The organism is Methanosarcina sp. MSH10X1 (assembly GCF_004099695.1).
Taxonomy (GTDB): domain Archaea; phylum Halobacteriota; class Methanosarcinia; order Methanosarcinales; family Methanosarcinaceae; genus Methanosarcina.
Window position 1 is genome coordinate 392630 of record NZ_SCHL01000001.1, and the last position, 18456, is coordinate 411085.

The 18456-nt window shown below is 36.1% G+C and carries 15 protein-coding genes; 8 read left to right on the top strand and 7 right to left on the bottom strand.

From position 1 onward, the window contains the following. Positions 1-339 precede the first annotated feature (339 nt). On the top strand, positions 340-576 hold the full coding sequence (locus tag EQO05_RS01590) for a ParA family protein (RefSeq protein ID WP_128503076.1): 237 nt from the start codon (positions 340-342) through the stop codon (positions 574-576). Continuing rightward, positions 566-691, top strand: a complete 126-nt coding sequence (locus tag EQO05_RS16070; RefSeq protein WP_255420814.1) for a hypothetical protein — start codon at positions 566-568, stop codon at positions 689-691. The genes EQO05_RS01590 and EQO05_RS16070 overlap by 11 nt, the downstream gene beginning before the upstream one ends. A gap of 490 nt (positions 692-1181) precedes the next feature. Here EQO05_RS16070 and EQO05_RS01595 read toward each other — a convergent pair whose 3' ends face one another. Continuing rightward, positions 1182-3119: a hypothetical protein gene (locus EQO05_RS01595; protein WP_128503078.1), complete on the bottom strand. Its 1938-nt coding sequence runs from the start codon at positions 3117-3119 to the stop codon at positions 1182-1184. Between the two features lie 894 nt (positions 3120-4013). On the opposite strand from EQO05_RS01595, the gene EQO05_RS01600 reads away from it, so the two are divergent. Both EQO05_RS01600 and EQO05_RS01605 read left to right on the top strand, forming a co-directional pair. Further along, positions 4014-4901, top strand: a complete 888-nt coding sequence (locus EQO05_RS01600) for a DUF1616 domain-containing protein (protein ID WP_128503080.1) — start codon at positions 4014-4016, stop codon at positions 4899-4901. A gap of 2 nt (positions 4902-4903) precedes the next feature. After that, a complete protein-coding gene (locus EQO05_RS01605; protein ID WP_128503082.1) occupies positions 4904-5770 on the top strand; it encodes a CPBP family intramembrane glutamic endopeptidase in 867 nt (288 codons plus the stop codon). A 545-nt stretch (positions 5771-6315) separates the two neighbouring features. Here EQO05_RS01605 and EQO05_RS01610 read toward each other — a convergent pair. The 4 genes from EQO05_RS01610 to EQO05_RS01625 form a co-directional block, all read right to left on the bottom strand. Beyond that, positions 6316-7440: a glycosyltransferase family 4 protein gene (locus EQO05_RS01610; protein WP_128503084.1), complete on the bottom strand. Its 1125-nt coding sequence runs from the start codon at positions 7438-7440 to the stop codon at positions 6316-6318. Positions 7441-7502: 62 nt separating this feature from the next. Beyond that, positions 7503-8636, bottom strand: coding sequence for a glycosyltransferase family 4 protein (locus EQO05_RS01615; protein ID WP_164888437.1), 1134 nt, complete (start codon positions 8634-8636; stop codon positions 7503-7505). 161 nt (positions 8637-8797) lie between these two features. After that, positions 8798-9532 carry a WbqC family protein gene (locus EQO05_RS01620; RefSeq protein ID WP_128503088.1) on the bottom strand — a complete coding sequence of 245 codons (735 nt, stop codon included), beginning with the start codon at positions 9530-9532 and terminating at the stop codon, positions 8798-8800. A gap of 51 nt (positions 9533-9583) precedes the next feature. Then, a complete protein-coding gene (locus EQO05_RS01625) occupies positions 9584-10696 on the bottom strand; it encodes a DegT/DnrJ/EryC1/StrS aminotransferase family protein (protein ID WP_128503090.1) in 1113 nt (370 codons plus the stop codon). Positions 10697-11577: 881 nt separating this feature from the next. On the opposite strand from EQO05_RS01625, the gene rfbC reads away from it, so the two are divergent. Genes rfbC through EQO05_RS01645 form a run of 4 tightly spaced genes read left to right on the top strand, consistent with a single transcriptional unit; the run spans position 11578 to position 14711 of the window. After that, positions 11578-12171, top strand: a complete 594-nt coding sequence (rfbC, locus tag EQO05_RS01630) for a dTDP-4-dehydrorhamnose 3,5-epimerase (RefSeq protein WP_128503182.1) — start codon at positions 11578-11580, stop codon at positions 12169-12171. A gap of 16 nt (positions 12172-12187) precedes the next feature. Next, positions 12188-13144, top strand: coding sequence for a dTDP-glucose 4,6-dehydratase (rfbB, locus tag EQO05_RS01635; RefSeq protein ID WP_128503181.1), 957 nt, complete (start codon positions 12188-12190; stop codon positions 13142-13144). Beyond that, a complete protein-coding gene (gene rfbD / locus EQO05_RS01640; RefSeq protein ID WP_128503092.1) occupies positions 13117-13926 on the top strand; it encodes a dTDP-4-dehydrorhamnose reductase in 810 nt (269 codons plus the stop codon). Before rfbB ends, rfbD begins: the two co-directional genes overlap by 28 nt. Continuing rightward, on the top strand, positions 13923-14711 hold the full coding sequence (locus EQO05_RS01645) for a sugar phosphate nucleotidyltransferase (protein ID WP_128503094.1): 789 nt from the start codon (positions 13923-13925) through the stop codon (positions 14709-14711). The genes rfbD and EQO05_RS01645 overlap by 4 nt, the downstream gene beginning before the upstream one ends. 39 nt (positions 14712-14750) lie before the next feature. On the opposite strand, the gene EQO05_RS01650 is transcribed toward EQO05_RS01645, so the two are convergent. Continuing rightward, a complete protein-coding gene (locus EQO05_RS01650; RefSeq protein WP_128503096.1) occupies positions 14751-14936 on the bottom strand; it encodes a hypothetical protein in 186 nt (61 codons plus the stop codon). A gap of 119 nt (positions 14937-15055) precedes the next feature. Continuing rightward, positions 15056-18412, bottom strand: a complete 3357-nt coding sequence (locus EQO05_RS16175; protein ID WP_370273511.1) for a DUF2341 domain-containing protein — start codon at positions 18410-18412, stop codon at positions 15056-15058. Between the last annotated feature and the right edge of the window lie 44 nt (positions 18413-18456).

Sequence of the window (18456 nt, forward strand, 5' to 3'; positions counted from 1 at the left end):
TTCAGGGAATTCCAATCACAGAGATTATTTCACTATCTGTAGAAACAAGAATGGATATTATTCCTTCCTGCCTGGCATTTTCAACAATTTAACTAGAACTGCCTATAAAACTTGGCAGTGAAACCTTTCTCAAAAGAGCTCTGAAACCAGTAGAGAAAAATATGAGATCATAAATTGATACCCAGCCCTCAGTCAGAGTGGTTCCAATTAATGCCCTGTGTGCAGCTGATGAGGTCATTATTATGTACAAAGCATATTGCACTGGATCGACGAGACAGGTGGTAAATGTTATGCTGCAGGTCAAACACTGCAGGTCAAACAAGCCCTGACCCAGACCACGTGATTGGAGGAATCCTGCTGACAATATATGATATAAAGACCACCCTGGCAAGAGAGGTCAGGGAACGGTTGCTGAATAAGCTTGGAATAATTTTATTTGAGACAACTATTCTGAGGAACATTAGGTTAGCAGAATGCCCAACTTACAAAAAATCGGTTCTTGAGTACACGCCTGAATCTGCAGGAGCAGCAGCATATCAGGCCTTAACAGAAGAAGTTATGAAAAATGGGGGATGATCCAGTGAGGACAGTTACAGGCAACACAACTATCGATGAAAACGATAATATAGGGGTTTTCCTTAGGAAGCAGCAAATCAAGGTTGAAAAAACCCAGCTAACCTGGAAGAGATAGACACAGCAGTAGAAAAAACGGAAAGATGGAAAATGGAAAGACAGAAAAAATGCATTTATTTCCTGAATATATGACAGTTCATTTTTCAAGATTTTAGGCATTGGAAACGTTAATAGTTTTTTAGCATTAGGAAATCGTCTTGAAAATTCAAGAAAAATTTCTAATTTAACTTTACCATTTTTACGAAAAAGCATTTTTAGAATATGTATAGGGAAATACCCTTCTTTGTCAGGATAGTGAGAAATGTTGTATGCACAGCGTTTTGTAAATATAACTAATTAACTAACAACTAAAAGTTGTATAGGGAAGTTTACGCTTTCATCACATCCCTATCCGATGTGGTAAACCACATCTACCGAGAAGAGAGCTTCCCGCTTCGTAGATGAACTAAGTTTATACTTAAATTTAAAGCATCTCAATAACTGGTGTTGAAAGAGATGCAAAATAAGGTTGAAAATAAAAATTAATTGGGAGACGTTAAAAATAGGTTTCAAATTAGATTAGAGATTTTAGGAGCTAATTTAGAGTCTCCCGCATTTACACGATAGATAATCGATACTTTATTAGAATAAATTTTATTTACACTTACGTCAGTGTTTATCCTTTCAAAATCGTCTAAAGTCCAGCGGAGTTTCGCCATTTTTGGGAAGGTATCTGCATAAAGTGACTTGTCATTATCTAAAATTACAAGGTAGACATCATCTCTATAGTATGTAGAAAGCTTGGGTTTTGTGGTGTTATATCCAAAATGGTAAGGGGGGCGAATCTCTTCAGGAATCTCTAAACGAGGAATATTTTGCCTTTTTATCTCAGCAGGAGGAAGCAGGTCAACAAATCGATATGGTGCTGCGGTAATTCCAGTTATCGGGACATCTACATTACGGTTATTTAAAAGCCAATTCATACTATAAAATTCACCTTTTGTAGTATGCTGGCTCATTTCCAAAACATAGGAAGAGGGATAAACAACTAAAGCAGCATGTATAAATATTACAATTATAAATAATAATATTATAAAAGGGACAAATGAGTTCTTTCTTTTTTTAAATTTTTCCATTATAGTTGCTAAATAGAAACCAACGAAAGGCGTGGATATTACAGTTAAGTAAAATAAAAACCTGATTGGTCCAAAACCCAGGTCAAGTAAAAAAGTAATAGGTATTAATACACTAAAAAAAACAAATGGTCCGTATAAACTAAATAACATATTTAATTTCATTACCTCATCTGGCTCTTTTGACATCTTTTTCAATATAATAGGGACACATAATAAATCTATTAAAACAAATACAATTATACCCCCGAACTTTTTAATTATTTGCGTGGTTACACTATACCCATATCCCTGAGCATAATTAATTTGAGAAACCAAGTTATTAAGTTGAGAAGGTTCTCTTTCAAAGAGTACATTGTAAATGTTAACCACTGTAACTTGCCATATAGGAAAGGAAGATATCCAAGTAATACCCCATACCAATATAATCATTAACAGAGTAAATTTAACTTTACTAATACGATATAAAATTAGATTATATTTAGTTTTATTAAATTGGATTAGTATTTTATTTGGAATTGATAGAAAAGCAATTATACCTACGATAGCTATGCAAGGCACAAGATGATACATAGGATACAAAAACGACATTATTACGATCATAATCGCCCATGGAACGCCTCCTCCTTTAATTAATCTAATCGCGATATAGAGTACTAGTGGGAATAAAAGATTTGCTAATGTATTTGGTGTGAAATATAAATACCAACCACATACAAATGTAAAGCTTATAAGAGTTGCCATCAGAAAGTGGCTTTTCTCTGGTAATATTTGTTTATTAAAAAGATACATATAAGGTACATACAAAATCCCGAAAAATAAAGGAATTAATTTATGCAGATAAATTAAATCCAGACCTAAAATTTGAGAAAGCTGCGTTGTATATACGTGAGTAATTGGGTAAATAAGTTCAGGTTCTAGATAACCACTGGAAAATAGATGATAGACAGTTCCAATATGTGACCCTGAGTCTCCATTAATAGCCCAGCCAAAATACCCTCTGATGATGAACAAAGAGATAATGAATATATTACATAAATAGACAAGTATGAAACCAATTTTCCATAAGTAACTTTGTTGAAATTTCTCGTGATAAACTTGGAAGATAATAAATGCGCTTCCTGCCGTAATAGATAATAGCATGGAAATCCAAACAACAATAGGTGTGGACTTATAAATAGAGGCTTCATGTCCCATAGCAGGATAATTATAAGCGAACAGTAGACCTACAATTATTAATAAAAAGAATAAAATAAGTAGTAATTTTGAGAATATCTCATTGTTTCTTAGAGAAGTATCTTTTAACAAAAAATCACCATATAGGAATCCAATTAAATTTTCTTTAATTAGTTTTGCAGAACTCTGTGCAACCATAATTTTTTAACATGATTTATAATCCTCGAGCTTCCTCAAGACTGAGAATTGGCGAATTTTAATCCACCAAAGATAAGGAATTATTCACCGCCATTATGATTCTTGAACTTTTTTCTGCTGGTCAGCATTTCAACCTGGGATATTAGTTAGCTATAGATTATGTTAAATGGACAACGTATGTCTCAATCTATATAACAAATTTTAATATTTGACATATGTGAATAATATTTGGGGCTATAGAAACCTATAAATTATACAAGGTTATGCAGCATTATTTCAAAATCACCCTTATTAAAATTATTACAAAATTGAACGCCCACTTTTACAAATTATATCAAAAGTTGGACTATATACAGGCATCTATATACAATAACATTTTCAACTTTTACCCCCCTTAAAAAGGAATCAAAAAGATCCCATACAAGTTCTCTTGAGTTAGGCATCTTATCAGTGATATATTTTCTAATAATGCTCGTTTTTTAATAACATCTGCACATATATATGTTCTTGATATAAAATCTAAAGATATAAATGTTTAGGAAACTAAAAGTCGGAATAATAATAGACGAAGGTAGTTAATTGAGATAAACTGAAATGTAAGAGCAAAAAATCTCAGAGACTCTTTTGAGAATTTCCCTTTCAGGAGAAAACTTAAAAAAGGGTTAAATGTTTCATATAACAAAGTAATATGAGTTAACGGGGAGTTAAACGTCGGAGGGAGAAAATACGTGGGGTATTTTCTGTTTAAAATAATAACCTGTACTGAGAATGGAATATATATTTGATTCCTATCTCCTGTTACCAGAACCTACCTTTCAACCTCATTTTTCCTCCCAATAATATAGATAAAAATGGACTTAACCGAGATTGCATTAGAACCATTGGAGAGATTAAATGAGTAGGGTCAGAAAATTTCCCTTGGACCTGATGCTTGTTGCAGGTCTTGTGCTTCTTACCGACATCTTCTTGATTGTGCCTGTACTTAGTGGAAACTTCCTGTGTACAATCCTTGGAATACCAATGATGCTTTTTTTGCCTGGATATGCCTTGATTGCTGCTTTTTTTCCTGCAAAAAACGATCTTGATGCGATTGAAAGGACAGCACTTTCTTTTGGAATGAGTGCTGCAGTAATTCCCCTGACAGGTATTGTCTGGAACTACTCTCGATGGGGAGTTAGTTTCCTGCCAGTTCTAGTAAGCCTATCCATATTTACCTTTGCAATGTGCGGACTTTCATACCTGAGAAGGGGAAAGCTTCCGGAAAATGAAGCTTTTGAAGTGTCCTTCAGGGCAATGGCCCTTCAATTTAAAGCCGAATTTCTGGAAAAGTCTGAGTCAAGGCTGGATAAGACCTTTACGGTATTTTTAATTCTGTCCATTCTCCTGTCTACAACCGTTCTTGTATATGCGATAATAGGCCCAAAGGAAGGAGAACATTTCACAGAGTTCTACATCCTTGGCCCTGAAGGAGAAGCCGACAATTATACTACGAATTTTACGCTCGAGCAGAGTGGGACAGTGATCGTTGGCGTTGTAAATAATGAATACAGACCCATGAATTACACAATGGAACTAAAGCTTGAAAACAAATCTCTGCCCCTGCCAGAAAGCCTGCAGAAAATATCCCTTGCTCATAACGAGACCTTAGAAGAGCCCCTTGAGTTTGTATTACCCTTTAGAGGAAGAAATATGAAACTGGAGTTTCTGCTTTTCAATGAAACCGAGAAGACTATACCTTACAGAGATCTACACATCTGGATAGACGTCATGAAGGAGGTCTGAAGATGGAAAACTTGGGCCTTGCCAGCCGATTTGAAGAAAAGGAAGCTTCCCCTAAAACTGAAAATGAAGGAAGTAACGAGCTGGAGAAACTTGAGATCGGGAATAAGGAAGTTTATGTGGGGATACCCGTTCTAGCCATCACTTTTGCAGAAATCCTGATCTATTTCGGAAGGGTAAACGAAGCTATCTGGATACACATGGCTATCCTGATATGTCTTTCCCTCTCTATAACGTTCTTGAAAAGTGGAGGCATTTACGAAATATATCAGGCTCTAATGTTCCTTCCTCTCCTTCGCCTGATAAATCTCACCATGCCTGTTTTCTTTGATACAAAACTTTATTCTTTCGCTTTTATCTATGCCCCCCTGGCAGTTCCGATAGCAATTGTTGTTACCTATCAACAGTTGACACGAGAAGATGTGGGACTAACTTTCAGGAAAATAGGGCTTTATCTTCCACTTTCAGTCCTAATAGGTTTCGTACTAGGGATGGGGGAATACATAGTCATCCAGCCAAAATATATCATCCCCAGCATTTCCCCCTTGGATATCTTGAAGTTAACAGTAGTGATGGTTTTCTTTGTGGGGCTTGTAGAAGAAATAATATTTAGATCAATTCTCCAGACAAGACTTAATATTATTTTCGGAACATGGAGAGCAATACTGCTTTCAAGCATCCTTTTCGGCTTCATGCATTCCGGTTATGGGGTTTTTTATGAAGTATTATACACTTCATTTGTAGGAGCCATCATAGGTTATATCTTCTACAAAACCCGAAGTCTGCCGCTAATAACACTTGTCCATGGCTTTGTAAATGTATTTGTGTTTGGGGTTATCCCTCATCTGGGTCCTGGGCTTGGACTGCTTTGATATTGTTTGGATATGCGCTATTTTAGGAAGAAGATAAGCTGAGAGAACCAGCAAGTTTAATACGAGCTACTCCACACTAAACAGTTGTTCGGCAATTACTGATAGTAATAATTTAAATGAATTTATTGGCATATATAGTCTCCTAACTTCCTACCTATTTCAGTGGTCTTCTCGTAATTTCTTGTAGCGGAGCCAACAATAGAAATAATAAAATTTACTGCACAATTTGGAGTAAAAAGCAGAGATACTTCTATTATTCGTGATGCGACAATAATAATTCCGCAATTTGATATTATGACCTTTACTTTTGAGTACATTTTTTTGGAGAGACACAAATTACTTTTTTAATTATAAAGATGTACACTGGCTTTATAACAGAGCTAGATTTTTTGCACCACAAGCGCCATTATGCAGGAATTACACAGTTTAATTTTTTTTCTGCTAATTATCTCAGAACTTGCGCACTTGAAAAGTGAAGTCAAGTACATACAACTTTATGAAAACTGTTGTAATCTAGATTGCGTAATGCCCTAGATTTTTAGTTTTCAGTTAAGTCGTGTAAGCCCTGCTAAAATTATTTTGTAATTTTCAATAGCATTCTTATATGTATACTCGGTGTTTACTAATGTCCTTGCATTATATGCAACACTATCCAAATCAGGACGATCTAATACTCTAATTACGTTCTTTGCAATACACTCTGGAGAATTATTTTCCATAAGAAATCCTGTTTCGTTCTCTATTATTATATCAGGAATTGCTCCTACTTTTGTAGCAAGTACAGATGTGCCACACGCCATTGCTTCTAACATAATATTAGGCAGACCTTCTATATACGATGGTAGAACTAATAACTTTAAAGAATTTAGATGCGTGGGGAGGTGCTCATGACAGATCCATCCCATAAGCTTTACATTATTTTCAAGGCCATTTCTGAGCAAATACATCTGAATATCATTTTTTAAATCTCCATCACCTATTATCAAAACATTCAGGTGCGGCTTTTCCTTTAAAATAAGAGGTATTGATTCTATAAAATTTATAATTCCTTTTTCCTCAGAGAAACGGCCAATATATCCGATCACTAACTCCCTATCGCTATATTTTTTTTCTAATTTAAATCGGTTAAAATCTAATATATGCTCATGTCCAATTGAGACTTTATTCTTATATTTAGAGAGTTCCCATTCCGTAATAAGATTTGGAGAATAAAGAATTATTCTATCACTAATCATACGAGTAATATTACTTAAATATCGTAATGTTTGAGATAGCTTATCTCTATCGAATTTGATAGTATAATCTGCAGGAATAGAAATTACTTTTTTCTTTAATAATTTTATAGTTAAAACAGGAAGAAGTAACCCTTCACAACCAAAAAATAAAACATAAATATCTATTTTATTCCTTAATTTAAGTATAAGATAAGACATTTTAACTTGTGTTAAAATATATTTTCCAATTGTTTCAATTGAAGATTTACCAGATCGGTGATCTATTCCATAAGCATGAATTTTCTTATAATCTTTAAAAAAAATATACCCTTCATTCCCAGTGATTAAATAAAGGTTATTTGACAAGAGATATAATATATCAACTAGATTAGATAAAGGGGTTATCCCAGATTTACTTATTGGAAAAGTAAGTATACAAATATTTTTATTGTCCATTATCCAATCTCCTGCAGATATATTTATAATTGTAAACGCTTTTTACAAAATTTTCACTAAATTTAGAGATTATTAAGTAATGTGAGTTCTAATTGTTTAGCAATATTAATCCAATTATATCTTTCTTCGACTTTGTTTCTACCATGTTTACCAAATTTACAGCAAAGTTCTTCATCATCCAAAATCTTTTTTATTTTTGATGTTAAATCCTCTGAATTACCTGGAATCACGAGAAATCCATTCTTACCATCATCAACAACAGATCTCACTCCCGGTAAGTTACTTGCAATTACCGGTTTACTGGTGGCCATAGCTTCGACCAACACTAACCCAAATGCTTCACCCATCGTGGTGGAAGGTAATACCGTGACATCTGATGCTGCATAGTATAAAGGTAAGTCTTCACTAGAGACTCTCCCTGTGAAAATTACCTGAGAAATTATTCCCATCTTATTTGCTTTCTCAATATAATTTTGTTTAAGTTCACCATCACCAACTATAATTAGGCGGTAATTGGGGTTACTTATCTCTTTGAAACTTTCTAATAAAATTTCCAACCCTTTGAAGAAATGTGGTTTATCAAGAGCACCTACAAATAAAATAATTTTTTGATTCTCAATGTTAAGTTTTTTTCTTATAATGGAACCATCGTTATTAGGATTGAATCTTTCAATGTCCACACCGTTTGATATTTCTACTATTTTCTCAGGATTCCTTTTCCATATTTCTAATAGAAAGGAATTTTCGGAATAATCAATTGAAGTAACAATTATTTTCTCAGCTCTATTTAGAACTAATTTCATCAGTGTATTCTTGTGAATCTTAAAAAATAAACCTAATAATCCATCAGAAATTACGTCATTGTGGTATGTCAAAAAATACCTGGAGTTACGAAGTATTGAATTCAAGTATACAAACTCAGCTCCAAAGAAAAATGGATAGTGGAGGTGGACAACATCATAATCTTTTAATATTAATAATTGAGGTAAAAAAGGTGCATTTCCAATTGTAAACAGCGGTTTTAGATACTTTACTGATAGCGTCCCTGGCTTCCCTTCTGTAAGATTAGATCTTTGACCTGTATATACAGAAACATTATGCCCTAGTTTTACCAGTTCGATGGAATTATGATAGCATACATTACCTGTGCCTCCATTGTAAGGGGGAAATGTTGCGGTTACTTCAACAATTTTCATAGATACACCACATACACCACATAAAGACATGATGTTTATCTAAATTATTTTCTAATTTGCTAATTTTCTATAAAATTACAAATCTCAAGAAGTTCTTAGATAGAGAATTCTGTATCAGAGGATTAATTTCCTCCTGGTAAACAAAAACTTGACATCGAGTTTTAAGCAAATTCACGGCAATGCCAGGTCCCGTTAATAAGTTCATACATATTAAGCATTTTTTTAACATCATCTTTTGAATTAAACATCATTACATCTACAATTGACAAATTTGGAATGAATTCATTGTTAAATTGCTTATATTGATTAGGTATTGATTTTAGAAAATTAAGCTTGATTCCGTTGGACTCAAAGGATTTGCTATCATAAAGTTCAAAGCCTCCAATTGCGTTTATATACAAAGTAGCCGAGAAATTCTTGCATATCTCTATTACTCTCTCCTGGCCTTTTAAAGAAGGGTCAATTTCGAGATCTGACAAAAAAAGAATCTCAGTAGTGATCCCAAGATATTCGGAAATTAGCTGTATTGAGTTAGAAATAAATCCTGAAAGATTTTTTTCTTCATAAAGGAGGCATCTTTCTACAACTGGCATTGTCTCTTTAAAATATGGCGCCTTTCGAGAAGCAAGCCTGATTATTTGTAGGAGTCTATCTACGTCTTTGTCAAAATATTGATTTGAGATAAATCTTTCACTAATGCGCAAAGAATAGGAGCCGGATTTAAGGGGAATTGTAATAAAGAAAGATTTTTTATTTAAAAGTATGCGATTCCGGTTTATCCAGCCGGACTTCATAAATTGGAAGTCGTTGTAAACTATAAATTTATCCACTGAATTAATAAGTTGCCAGTAACCAATATAGGGTAAGAAATATGGTTGCATCACTCCTATTCTCATAAGATAACCTCTGATTAGTCAATTCCAAACCCTAATGACCTGTTTCTCATTTTATAAATTAACAACATGGGAATAACTGGCAAACGAATAATTCTGCTCGCAAATTAGCGTTTTCACTATCTTTTCTACTTCATTAGTCAACAACCCTGGGTAAATTGGCAAACACATAATCCTGCTTGCAATGTCCTGTGATACCGTGTGAATGACCTGTGTCTGTATATATCCCAATGTATCTAAAGAAGGGTAAAAGTATCGCCTTGGATTAATATTAGCAGCATTCATAGCGTATTTGGCTTCAATAAGTCTCTTTTCACTTTCGAACAATATCGGAAAGTAACTATAATTATTGGTACATTGAAAGTTACGTTTCTGAAACTGTACATGGTCCTTAAGCGAGTCTTGATAGTAGTTCCAAATTTCAGACCTTTTTTTAAATATTGTATCTATTTCATCCAAGATGCAAAGACCCATTGCAGCCTCAAATTCATTCATTTTAGCGTTTATGCCCAATTCTATGATCGAGTCTGGACCGTCAATGCCAAAATTAATCATCAATTTTGCTCTTTCAAGGTCTTTTTTGTTTTTGAAAATGATCGCTCCACCTTCGATAGTATGGAAAAGCTTGGTAGCATGGAAACTAAGCGTTGTCGCGTCACCGTAAGACAATAGACTTCTATCTTTATATCGTACTCCAAAAGCATGCGCTCCATCATAGATTGTTTTCAAACCGTACTTCTGTGCAATGTATTCTATTTTTTCCACATCACAGGCATTACCAAATACATGTACTGGTACTATTGCCGTAGTCTCTGGTGTTATAGATCCTTCAATTTTAGATGGATCCATACAGAATGTTTCGGGATCTATATCTGCAAAAATTGGTTCAAGACCTTCCCAAACCAATGTGCTTGTAGTTGCTACAAAACTAAACGGAGTAGTGATAACCTGTCTGTCTATGCCGAGTACCTTATACGCGATCTGCAAAGCTAAAGTGCCATTTGATACAAGTAACAGATTTTTAACATCCAGATATTTTTCAAGTCTTGCAGTCAGCTTCTTCACTAATTGTCCATTATTGGTTACCCAACCGCTGCTGTAAATTTCATCTATATATTTGTCTAGCTTACTGCGATCTGGCAAATATGTTCTGGTAACGTTAATCATTTAGGATCCAGTCCAATCAATTCGTAAATATAGATTTATTGAATGAAATTTCATACGGATTCGGTTAGGTTCTAAGCGTGTAGGAATTTCGCTGGATAATCACTACACGTGGTACTCGAAGTCGTGCATAAAATTTGTTAATCGATGAAAAGAATGAAAATCGTATCTTTATTCTCATATTAGTCAAATTATTCTCCTTGATTTAACGGGGCATTGAAATTTTTGGGTAGATCTAATTTTAAAAATTCCCCTATTTTCATGATAAAATTAACCACATTATTGGGAATAAAATAATACCCTCCATCGGCCGCTTATCCCCATATTTAGCCCCACTTATAAATAAATAACAATATCATTGTATTTTAATACATACGAAACAATATAATTCACAGAGTATATGCCTTAATTAATCTCTACCATTCGCAAAATAAATAAATTTACGAGCATTTGAATCGATATCAGTAAAATTATAGCGAATTTATATCCAGTGACTTATAGAAATCTGTGATTTATATCAATTTGGTACACTGTCTGTGAAGTCTAAGGAAACATTATTTAGGAATAAATAATCGGAATTTTCTATAATTACTATAGATAATTATTAAATATTCATATTATTTTTTATATGTATATGTATGTTAAATTATATTATATTACGTCTCTGAAAATGGATCTAGGTAAATTCCGAAACAAGCTGGATTGATTTTCATCCGACGACGAGGATTCTTGAATTTGACTCTATAGTATCTACGATGCGAATACAATGAGAACTATTACACTACAGAAGCAAGTCTGGACTGCAAAAGTAGTGTTTAGAGCCTATCTGGGGACGCTGCAGAACTGACAATGAAATAAATAAAACAATGACTTTGGGAGGTTCAATGAAAATTATTAGAACTAAAATCAAAGACCTCTTAATTCTTGAACCAGAAATATTTACTGATGACCGAGGCTATTTTTTTGAAAGCTACAACAAAGGAAAATTGGAAGCGTTAATCGGAAAAGAATACAACTTCGTTCAAGACAATGAATCCAGATCTTTATATGGAGTGATTAGAGGGCTGCACTATCAGTTAGCCCCTTACAGCCAGGCAAAACTTGTTAGGGTTTTTAAAGGCAGGGTATACGATGTTGCGTTAGACCTGCGGAAAAACTCACCAACATTTGGGAAGTGGGAAGGCGTAGAACTCTCCGGCGAAAACAACAGACAATTATTAATCCCAAAAGGCTTTGCTCATGGTTTTTCTGTCCTGAGTGAAACTGCTGTTTTTGCTTACAAATGCGATGAATACTATCACCCTGAAGCAGAAACTGGCATAATCTACAATGACGCCTCCATTGGAATTGACTGGAAAGTACCTGAAAAAGACATGAAAATCTCAGAGAGGGACCGGCTCTTGCCAGAGTTAAAAAACGCCAGAATGAATTTTGATTATATAAATATTTCAACTGGATATATAAATTCGGTCATGTGACGAAAAGGTGACTAAATTGAAACTGTTGATAACTGGCGGCTGTGGATTCATCGGCAGCAATTTCATCCGTTATATGCTGGAAAAGTATCCAGATTATCAAATTATAAACTTCGACAAGTTAACTTATGCAGGAAACCCGGCCAACCTCAAAGACATTGAAAACAATCCGAACTATTCTTTTGTCAAAGGGGATATCTGCGACCCCGATATTGTCAATAAAGTAATGAAAAAAACGGATCAGGTTATTCATTTCGCAGCCGAAAGCCACGTTGACCGTTCAATTGAAGATGGCTCGGTTTTTGTCCGGACAAATGTACTCGGGACAAATACCCTTCTGCAAAGTGCGCTTGCACATAACATTAAAAAGTTCATTCATATCTCAACCGATGAAGTATATGGAAGTATTAAGGAAGGTTCTTTTACTGAAAAGGGCAATCTGAATCCCTCAAGCCCTTACTCTTCAAGCAAAGCAAGTTCTGATCTTCTTGCAATGTCCTACTATACAACCTACGGATTACCTGTCTGCATAACTCGATGCACAAATAACTTCGGACCTTATCAGTACCCTGAAAAGCTAATTCCATTTTTCATTAGCAGATTGATGGAAGGGGAAAAGGTACCTGTCTATGGCACTGGCCTGAATATCCGTGACTGGATTTATGTAAAAGATCACTGCTCTGCCGTAGACTTTGTCCTCCACAGAGGGAAAAGGGGAGAAATATACAATATAGATGGCGGAAACGAACTTACAAACCTCGAAATTACTTACCACATTCTTAAAATGCTTGGCAAAGAAGAATCTTTAATTGAGTATGTGGAAGATAGAAAAGGCCACGATTTCAGATATTCACTTGATGGCAGCAAACTGGAAAAAATGGGCTGGAAGCCTCAGTACGATTTTGGTACTGCCCTTGAGCAAACAGTCAGATGGTACGTAGGAAACAGATGGTGGTGGGAACCATTAAAACGCTGATCATCGGCACCAGCGGAATGCTTGGCTCAGACCTCTGTAAAGTGTTTCCAGATGCTGTGAAGCTAACGCATCGAGACCTCGACATAAAAAATAGAGAGCAGGTTATTGAATCTATTCTGGAAATAAAACCGGATATTGTAATAAATGCAGCTGCTTACACCGACGTTGATGGCTGCGAAGATAATAAGGAACTTGCGTTTCAGACCAATGGATACGGACCTGGGTACATTGCAGAAGGTTGTGCCAAAGTTAGTGCAAAATTTGTTCATTTCAGTACAGATTATGTTTTTGACGGTTCCAAAAAAGAATATCTAGAGACTGATGTTCCAGATCCTATTAACGTATATGGCCATTCAAAACTACTCGGTGAAAAAGAAATCATTGAGAAAATGCACGATTACATGATTGTGAGAATCTCTTGGCTTTTTGGAGTCCATGGGAAAAATTTCGTTGAAACCGTGCTAAGGTTATCCAGAGAAATAGATACAGTAAAGGTGGTCAACGATCAGTTCGGCAAACCCACTTATGCATTAGACCTTGCTACTAAAATAAAAGAGATAATTGAACTCAACCCCGGAATATATCACATTACAAACGATGGAATCTGTTCCTGGTACGAATTTGCTTCTTCTATTATTGATAATACGGTTCCTTGTACTAGTGAAGAATTTCCAAGGAAAGCAAAACGTCCTAAGTACTCAGTTCTTGTAAATACTAAAACTGAACCCATGAGGCACTGGAATGAGGCACTTAAAGAGTATCTGAAGGAGAGAAATGCATGAAAGGCGTCATACTTGCAGGCGGTACAGGCAGTAGACTGTATCCTCTAACCAAAGTGACCAACAAACACCTTTTGCCAGTTTATGACAAACCAATGATTTACTATCCAATGGCAACTCTAATTAACGCCGGAATAAAAGATATAATGATAGTATCTGGAAGAGGACATGCAGGACATTTTCTTGAACTTTTAGGTTCAGGAGTAGATCATGGTGTGCATCTTACCTATGAGATTCAGGAAAAAGCAGGAGGCATTGCCCAGGCACTCTATCTAGCAAAAGATTTTGTTGATGGAGACTGCATAACTGTTATCCTTGGAGATAATATCTTCCAAGACAATATAAGAGACGATATCAGAAATTTCAATACTGGTGCAAAAATTTTCATAAAAGAAGTTACTGATGCTTACAGGTTTGGAGTAGCAGAGCTGAAAGGTAAGAAAGTAATAGGTATTGAAGAAAAACCAAAAAAGCCAAGATCTAATTTCGCAGTTACGGGGCTTTATATTTATGACTCTCATGTGTTTGATGTAATTAAGAACCTTAAGCCCTCTGGAAGAGGGGAGCTTGAGATAACGGACGTGAATAATTACTATATACAGAATGGGAATATGGAGTACGGTATGCTTAAGGGCTATTGGAGTGACGCTGGAACTTTTGAGAGTCTATTGAGGGCAGGGGAGTTAGTTCAGCAACAGAATAAAAGTATTTCTACAGAAACGTTTGAAAATCCATTGATAGCAGGGGAGTTAGTTCAGCAACCGAGTAAAAATGGTTTCATAAACTAATATTAAAAAAATTTAAACTTATTATTTTCTAGCGTCGCGTCAATCCTCAAGTACAGTTTGTGAGCCTACTCTCACTACAGTGTCTGATGCTGGAGTATAGGAAAAAGTTTCAGGAACAGAAGCATTAGTATTTAATTGAGTCTCACTCCGAGTTATTCCATAGTTGATATCAGTAGGGTTAGTCCAGTGATTACAGGAGTAAATTTCAGGGAGTTGATTGTACATTCTTAGAAGAGGTCATCTCCATCTAAACTGTTTAAGGGTCAAATGAAGCGACGACTTCCTCCGATGTACATGATATTCCCAGTCCAAAAACTAGAAGGACTGAATTGTGTATAGTTTATTTAGATTTCAACCCCCTCAAACGTTTTATAAAGCGTTATAACATCATCAAAGTCGATTAAGCTGTTTCTGTTATAATCAAAGAAAGCAACAAGATCATTTTCTTTTATCCAATTCATGTTCTTGTAGCATACTGTAACATCGTCGAAATCCACTATCCCGTTTCCATTGAGATCCTCAAAGAGACCATCGTAGTCGTGATCTGCTGGTGGATTGGTACAACCAGGCAATATAGCAGGAACTGGTTTTTCAGTAACATTGATTGTAGCTAACTTTGAATCTGCTCCATTTGCATTGGTTGCTATGAGATTAACTGTATAGATTCCCGGAGTAGTGAACTCATGGAACGGACTTGCTTCTGTAGAGTTGTTTCCGTCTCCAAAGTCCCAGTAATATTCAGTTGCATTTTCTGACAGATCGATAAACTGGACCGAAAGGGGAGCAACGCCTTCTGTCATATTTACAGTGAAGTTTGCAACAGGAAGAACTGGTTCTCTAAGGGTTATTTCTTTCGTGATATCTCCTATTTTTACCTCAAAGTTCCCAGCAGGAACTGCCTCTGTGTTATAGGAGAAAGTGAAGTTTCCATTTGAGTCAGCTTTTAAACCTTGAGAAGCCTTAATCTTCAGATTAACATCTGAAATACCTTCTGTAGCATTACCATCGATCTTTATTGTATAGGTTCCTGCAGGGACATTTGATTGAGATACAGTTGCATTACCTCCTGAAGCTACTGAACTCTTTGTTACCCAGATAACCATTTTTACCCTGACATTGAGGTTGTTGACTCCACTCGCTTCAACTGTAAAGAGGTTGTCAAGACCCTCAGGAATTGTTACATTCTCAAGGATGTACTCAAACTTTCCATTTGAGACAGGAATGGTTTTATCAAAAGTTACAAGCGCATGGACTTTTTCTCCAGGAGAGGCACTACCGTTTACATTCAGGATATCCCCGCGGACAGCTTCTTGAGAAGAAAATTCCCATTGAATTACACTTTTTACAATAATGTTCATTGACGTTACATTTGAACCATTACCATTGCTTGCAGTCAGATTAACGGTGTAGTTTCCTGGGTTATCGAACACGTAAACTGGATTAGTCTCATTAGAATCAGCGACTCCGTCACTGTCAAAGTCCCAGTTCCATTCTGTTGCATTCTCCGACAGGTCAGTAAACTGCACATTAAGTGGTGCATATCCTGATGTGACATTGGTAGTGAAATTCGCTATGGGTTTGATCGGGGCATTGACAGTTTGAATAGTAAACTTCTGAATACGATGATTGTTAAAATCTGAAACATAAACATTTCCCGAAGAGTCTACAGTAACACCTTCTGGATAATCAAATTGTCCGTCACCGGTACCTTTGGAACCCCATTTGGTAATGAAATTTCCGTTGCTGTCAAATTTTTGAATACGATTATTGGCAGAATCAGCAACATAAATATTGCCTAGAGAATCTACAGCAACACCGCCAGGAGAATTAAATTGTCCATCTTCGCTGCCCTCAGAGCCCCATTCGGTAATGAAGTTGCCATTACTGTCAAATTTCTGAATACGATTATTCAGGTAATCAATAGCATAAACGTCACCTGAAGTATCAACAGTAATATCCCCTGGAAGATTAAATTGTCCGTCACCAGTACCATAAGAGCCCCACCTGGTTACAAATTTATATCCTTCAGGTTGTGTTGATTGTTCCAGGACATCGATTGAACTTGTTTTTGAACTTGTACCGCCTTGACTGGTTACAGTCAAGTTGACTGTGTAAGTTCCTGCTGAAGAATATGTATGTGCTGGATTTTGCAGATCTGAAGTATTTCCATCTCCAAAATTCCAGTTCCATGAAGTTGTATTTTCCGAAAGATCTGTAAACTGAATTGTTAAAGGAGCATAACCACTAGTTACATTACTTGTGAAATTCGCTTTTGGAAGTAAAGATAGTTCAGAAACAATTATCTCAGCAGCTTTAGAATCCGTTCCATTTGCATTGCTTACTGTCAGGTTAACTGTATAGTTGCCTGCTGTAGAGTAAGTATGCACTGGATCCTGCTCTGTAGAATTAGATCCGTCACCAAAGCTCCAGTACCGTGAAGTTGGATATCCAGTGCTTTGGTCAGTAAACTGAACTGTCAGCGGGACGATCCCACTTGTTCGATTTGCGTTAAACCTGGCAACTGGAACACTTGGTTTATCTGGGTCAATTGCTCCGAATGTAATTGTTGGGTCAGTACCACTGTATTTTCGAACAGCAAGATAATCAATATCTACACTACCGGCTGAAGAAGATATTATTGATAATGGTAACGCCATATTTGGAACGTTGATTGATGTTGATATTGTGGATGAATCAAATACCATCGACGATGTATCATTATAATACAGCCGAACATCGTGCCAGTTTCCGTCTAACAAAGTCGGAGTGTCCACACCATGCCAGATGCTATTTAACATTGTAAACAGCTGGAAATGCGGAACTCCAGCATGCGCATTGAGACACACACCGTTAACACCATTCAGATCAAATAGTCCTACAGCGCCAGCCGATTCTCTTTCTACTAAATTCATTTTAGTTCTGGCAATTGTTTCGTTTCCTTTACCAAAAATGGTTATCGATGATATATTGTTTGGAGATGTGATATTTGCTATACCGCCAGATAATGTAGCAGTACCTGTCCATATACTTGTATTCAATGTTGGTCCACTGAACTCATCACCAATTTCCATTGTGCCTGCAATATCACTTTCAGATGTTGCGGTTGTATTGCCCCAGTGTTCATATAAAGTCGTTGAATTAGATGCCAATTTTACATAAACCGTGCAATTTGAGCCAGCATTTACTGAATCCGGGACAATCCAATAATGCAGCTTATTGATGCCATCATCAAACCTGAGGTCTGCAAAACTGGTATTCATCGGAAAAGTTGCACTGTTCTGCCACGTTACATTAATTGGAATCTGGTATCCGATTCCCGGATTAGATGAAAGTGTGAGAACTTGAGTGTGCTCAGATGTTGGATATGGCGTATTTGGTATGGTGATGTTTCTTGTGGCAGTGCTGTTACCATATGGATTGGAGGCTTTCAGACTGACAGTGTAGGTTCCATTAGACAGATAAGTGTGTGATGGATTCTGCTGTGTTGAGTTAGTCCCATCTCCAAAGTCCCAGTACCATGCTGTTGCATGCGTTGAAAGATCCGTGAACTGGACTGAGTAACTCTGAGTAACACTGCTGAAATTAGCTACAGGCGGTTCCGGAGGAATTACATTTATTGTAGCTAACTTTGAACTTGTACCGTTTGCATTGCTTACTGTCAGGTTAACTGTATAGTTGCCTGCTGTAGAGTAAGTATGCACTGGATCCTGCTCTGTAGAATTAGATCCGTCACCAAAGCTCCAGT

Coding starts and splice junctions, on each gene's coding strand:
- EQO05_RS01650 (WP_128503096.1), bottom strand. CDS start 14,936: ATGTACAATCAACTCCCTGAAATTTACTCCTGTAATCACTGGACTAAC.
- EQO05_RS01610 (WP_128503084.1), bottom strand. CDS start 7,440: ATGGACAATAAAAATATTTGTATACTTACTTTTCCAATAAGTAAATCT.
- EQO05_RS01615 (WP_164888437.1), bottom strand. CDS start 8,636: ATGAAAATTGTTGAAGTAACCGCAACATTTCCCCCTTACAATGGAGGC.
- EQO05_RS01620 (WP_128503088.1), bottom strand. CDS start 9,532: ATGAGAATAGGAGTGATGCAACCATATTTCTTACCCTATATTGGTTAC.
- EQO05_RS01600 (WP_128503080.1), top strand. CDS start 4,014: ATGAGTAGGGTCAGAAAATTTCCCTTGGACCTGATGCTTGTTGCAGGT.
- rfbD (WP_128503092.1), top strand. CDS start 13,117: ATGGTGGTGGGAACCATTAAAACGCTGATCATCGGCACCAGCGGAATG.
- EQO05_RS16070 (WP_255420814.1), top strand. CDS start 566: ATGGGGGATGATCCAGTGAGGACAGTTACAGGCAACACAACTATCGAT.
- EQO05_RS01645 (WP_128503094.1), top strand. CDS start 13,923: ATGAAAGGCGTCATACTTGCAGGCGGTACAGGCAGTAGACTGTATCCT.
- rfbC (WP_128503182.1), top strand. CDS start 11,578: ATGAAAATTATTAGAACTAAAATCAAAGACCTCTTAATTCTTGAACCA.
- EQO05_RS01595 (WP_128503078.1), bottom strand. CDS start 3,119: ATGGTTGCACAGAGTTCTGCAAAACTAATTAAAGAAAATTTAATTGGA.
- EQO05_RS01625 (WP_128503090.1), bottom strand. CDS start 10,696: ATGATTAACGTTACCAGAACATATTTGCCAGATCGCAGTAAGCTAGAC.
- EQO05_RS01605 (WP_128503082.1), top strand. CDS start 4,904: ATGGAAAACTTGGGCCTTGCCAGCCGATTTGAAGAAAAGGAAGCTTCC.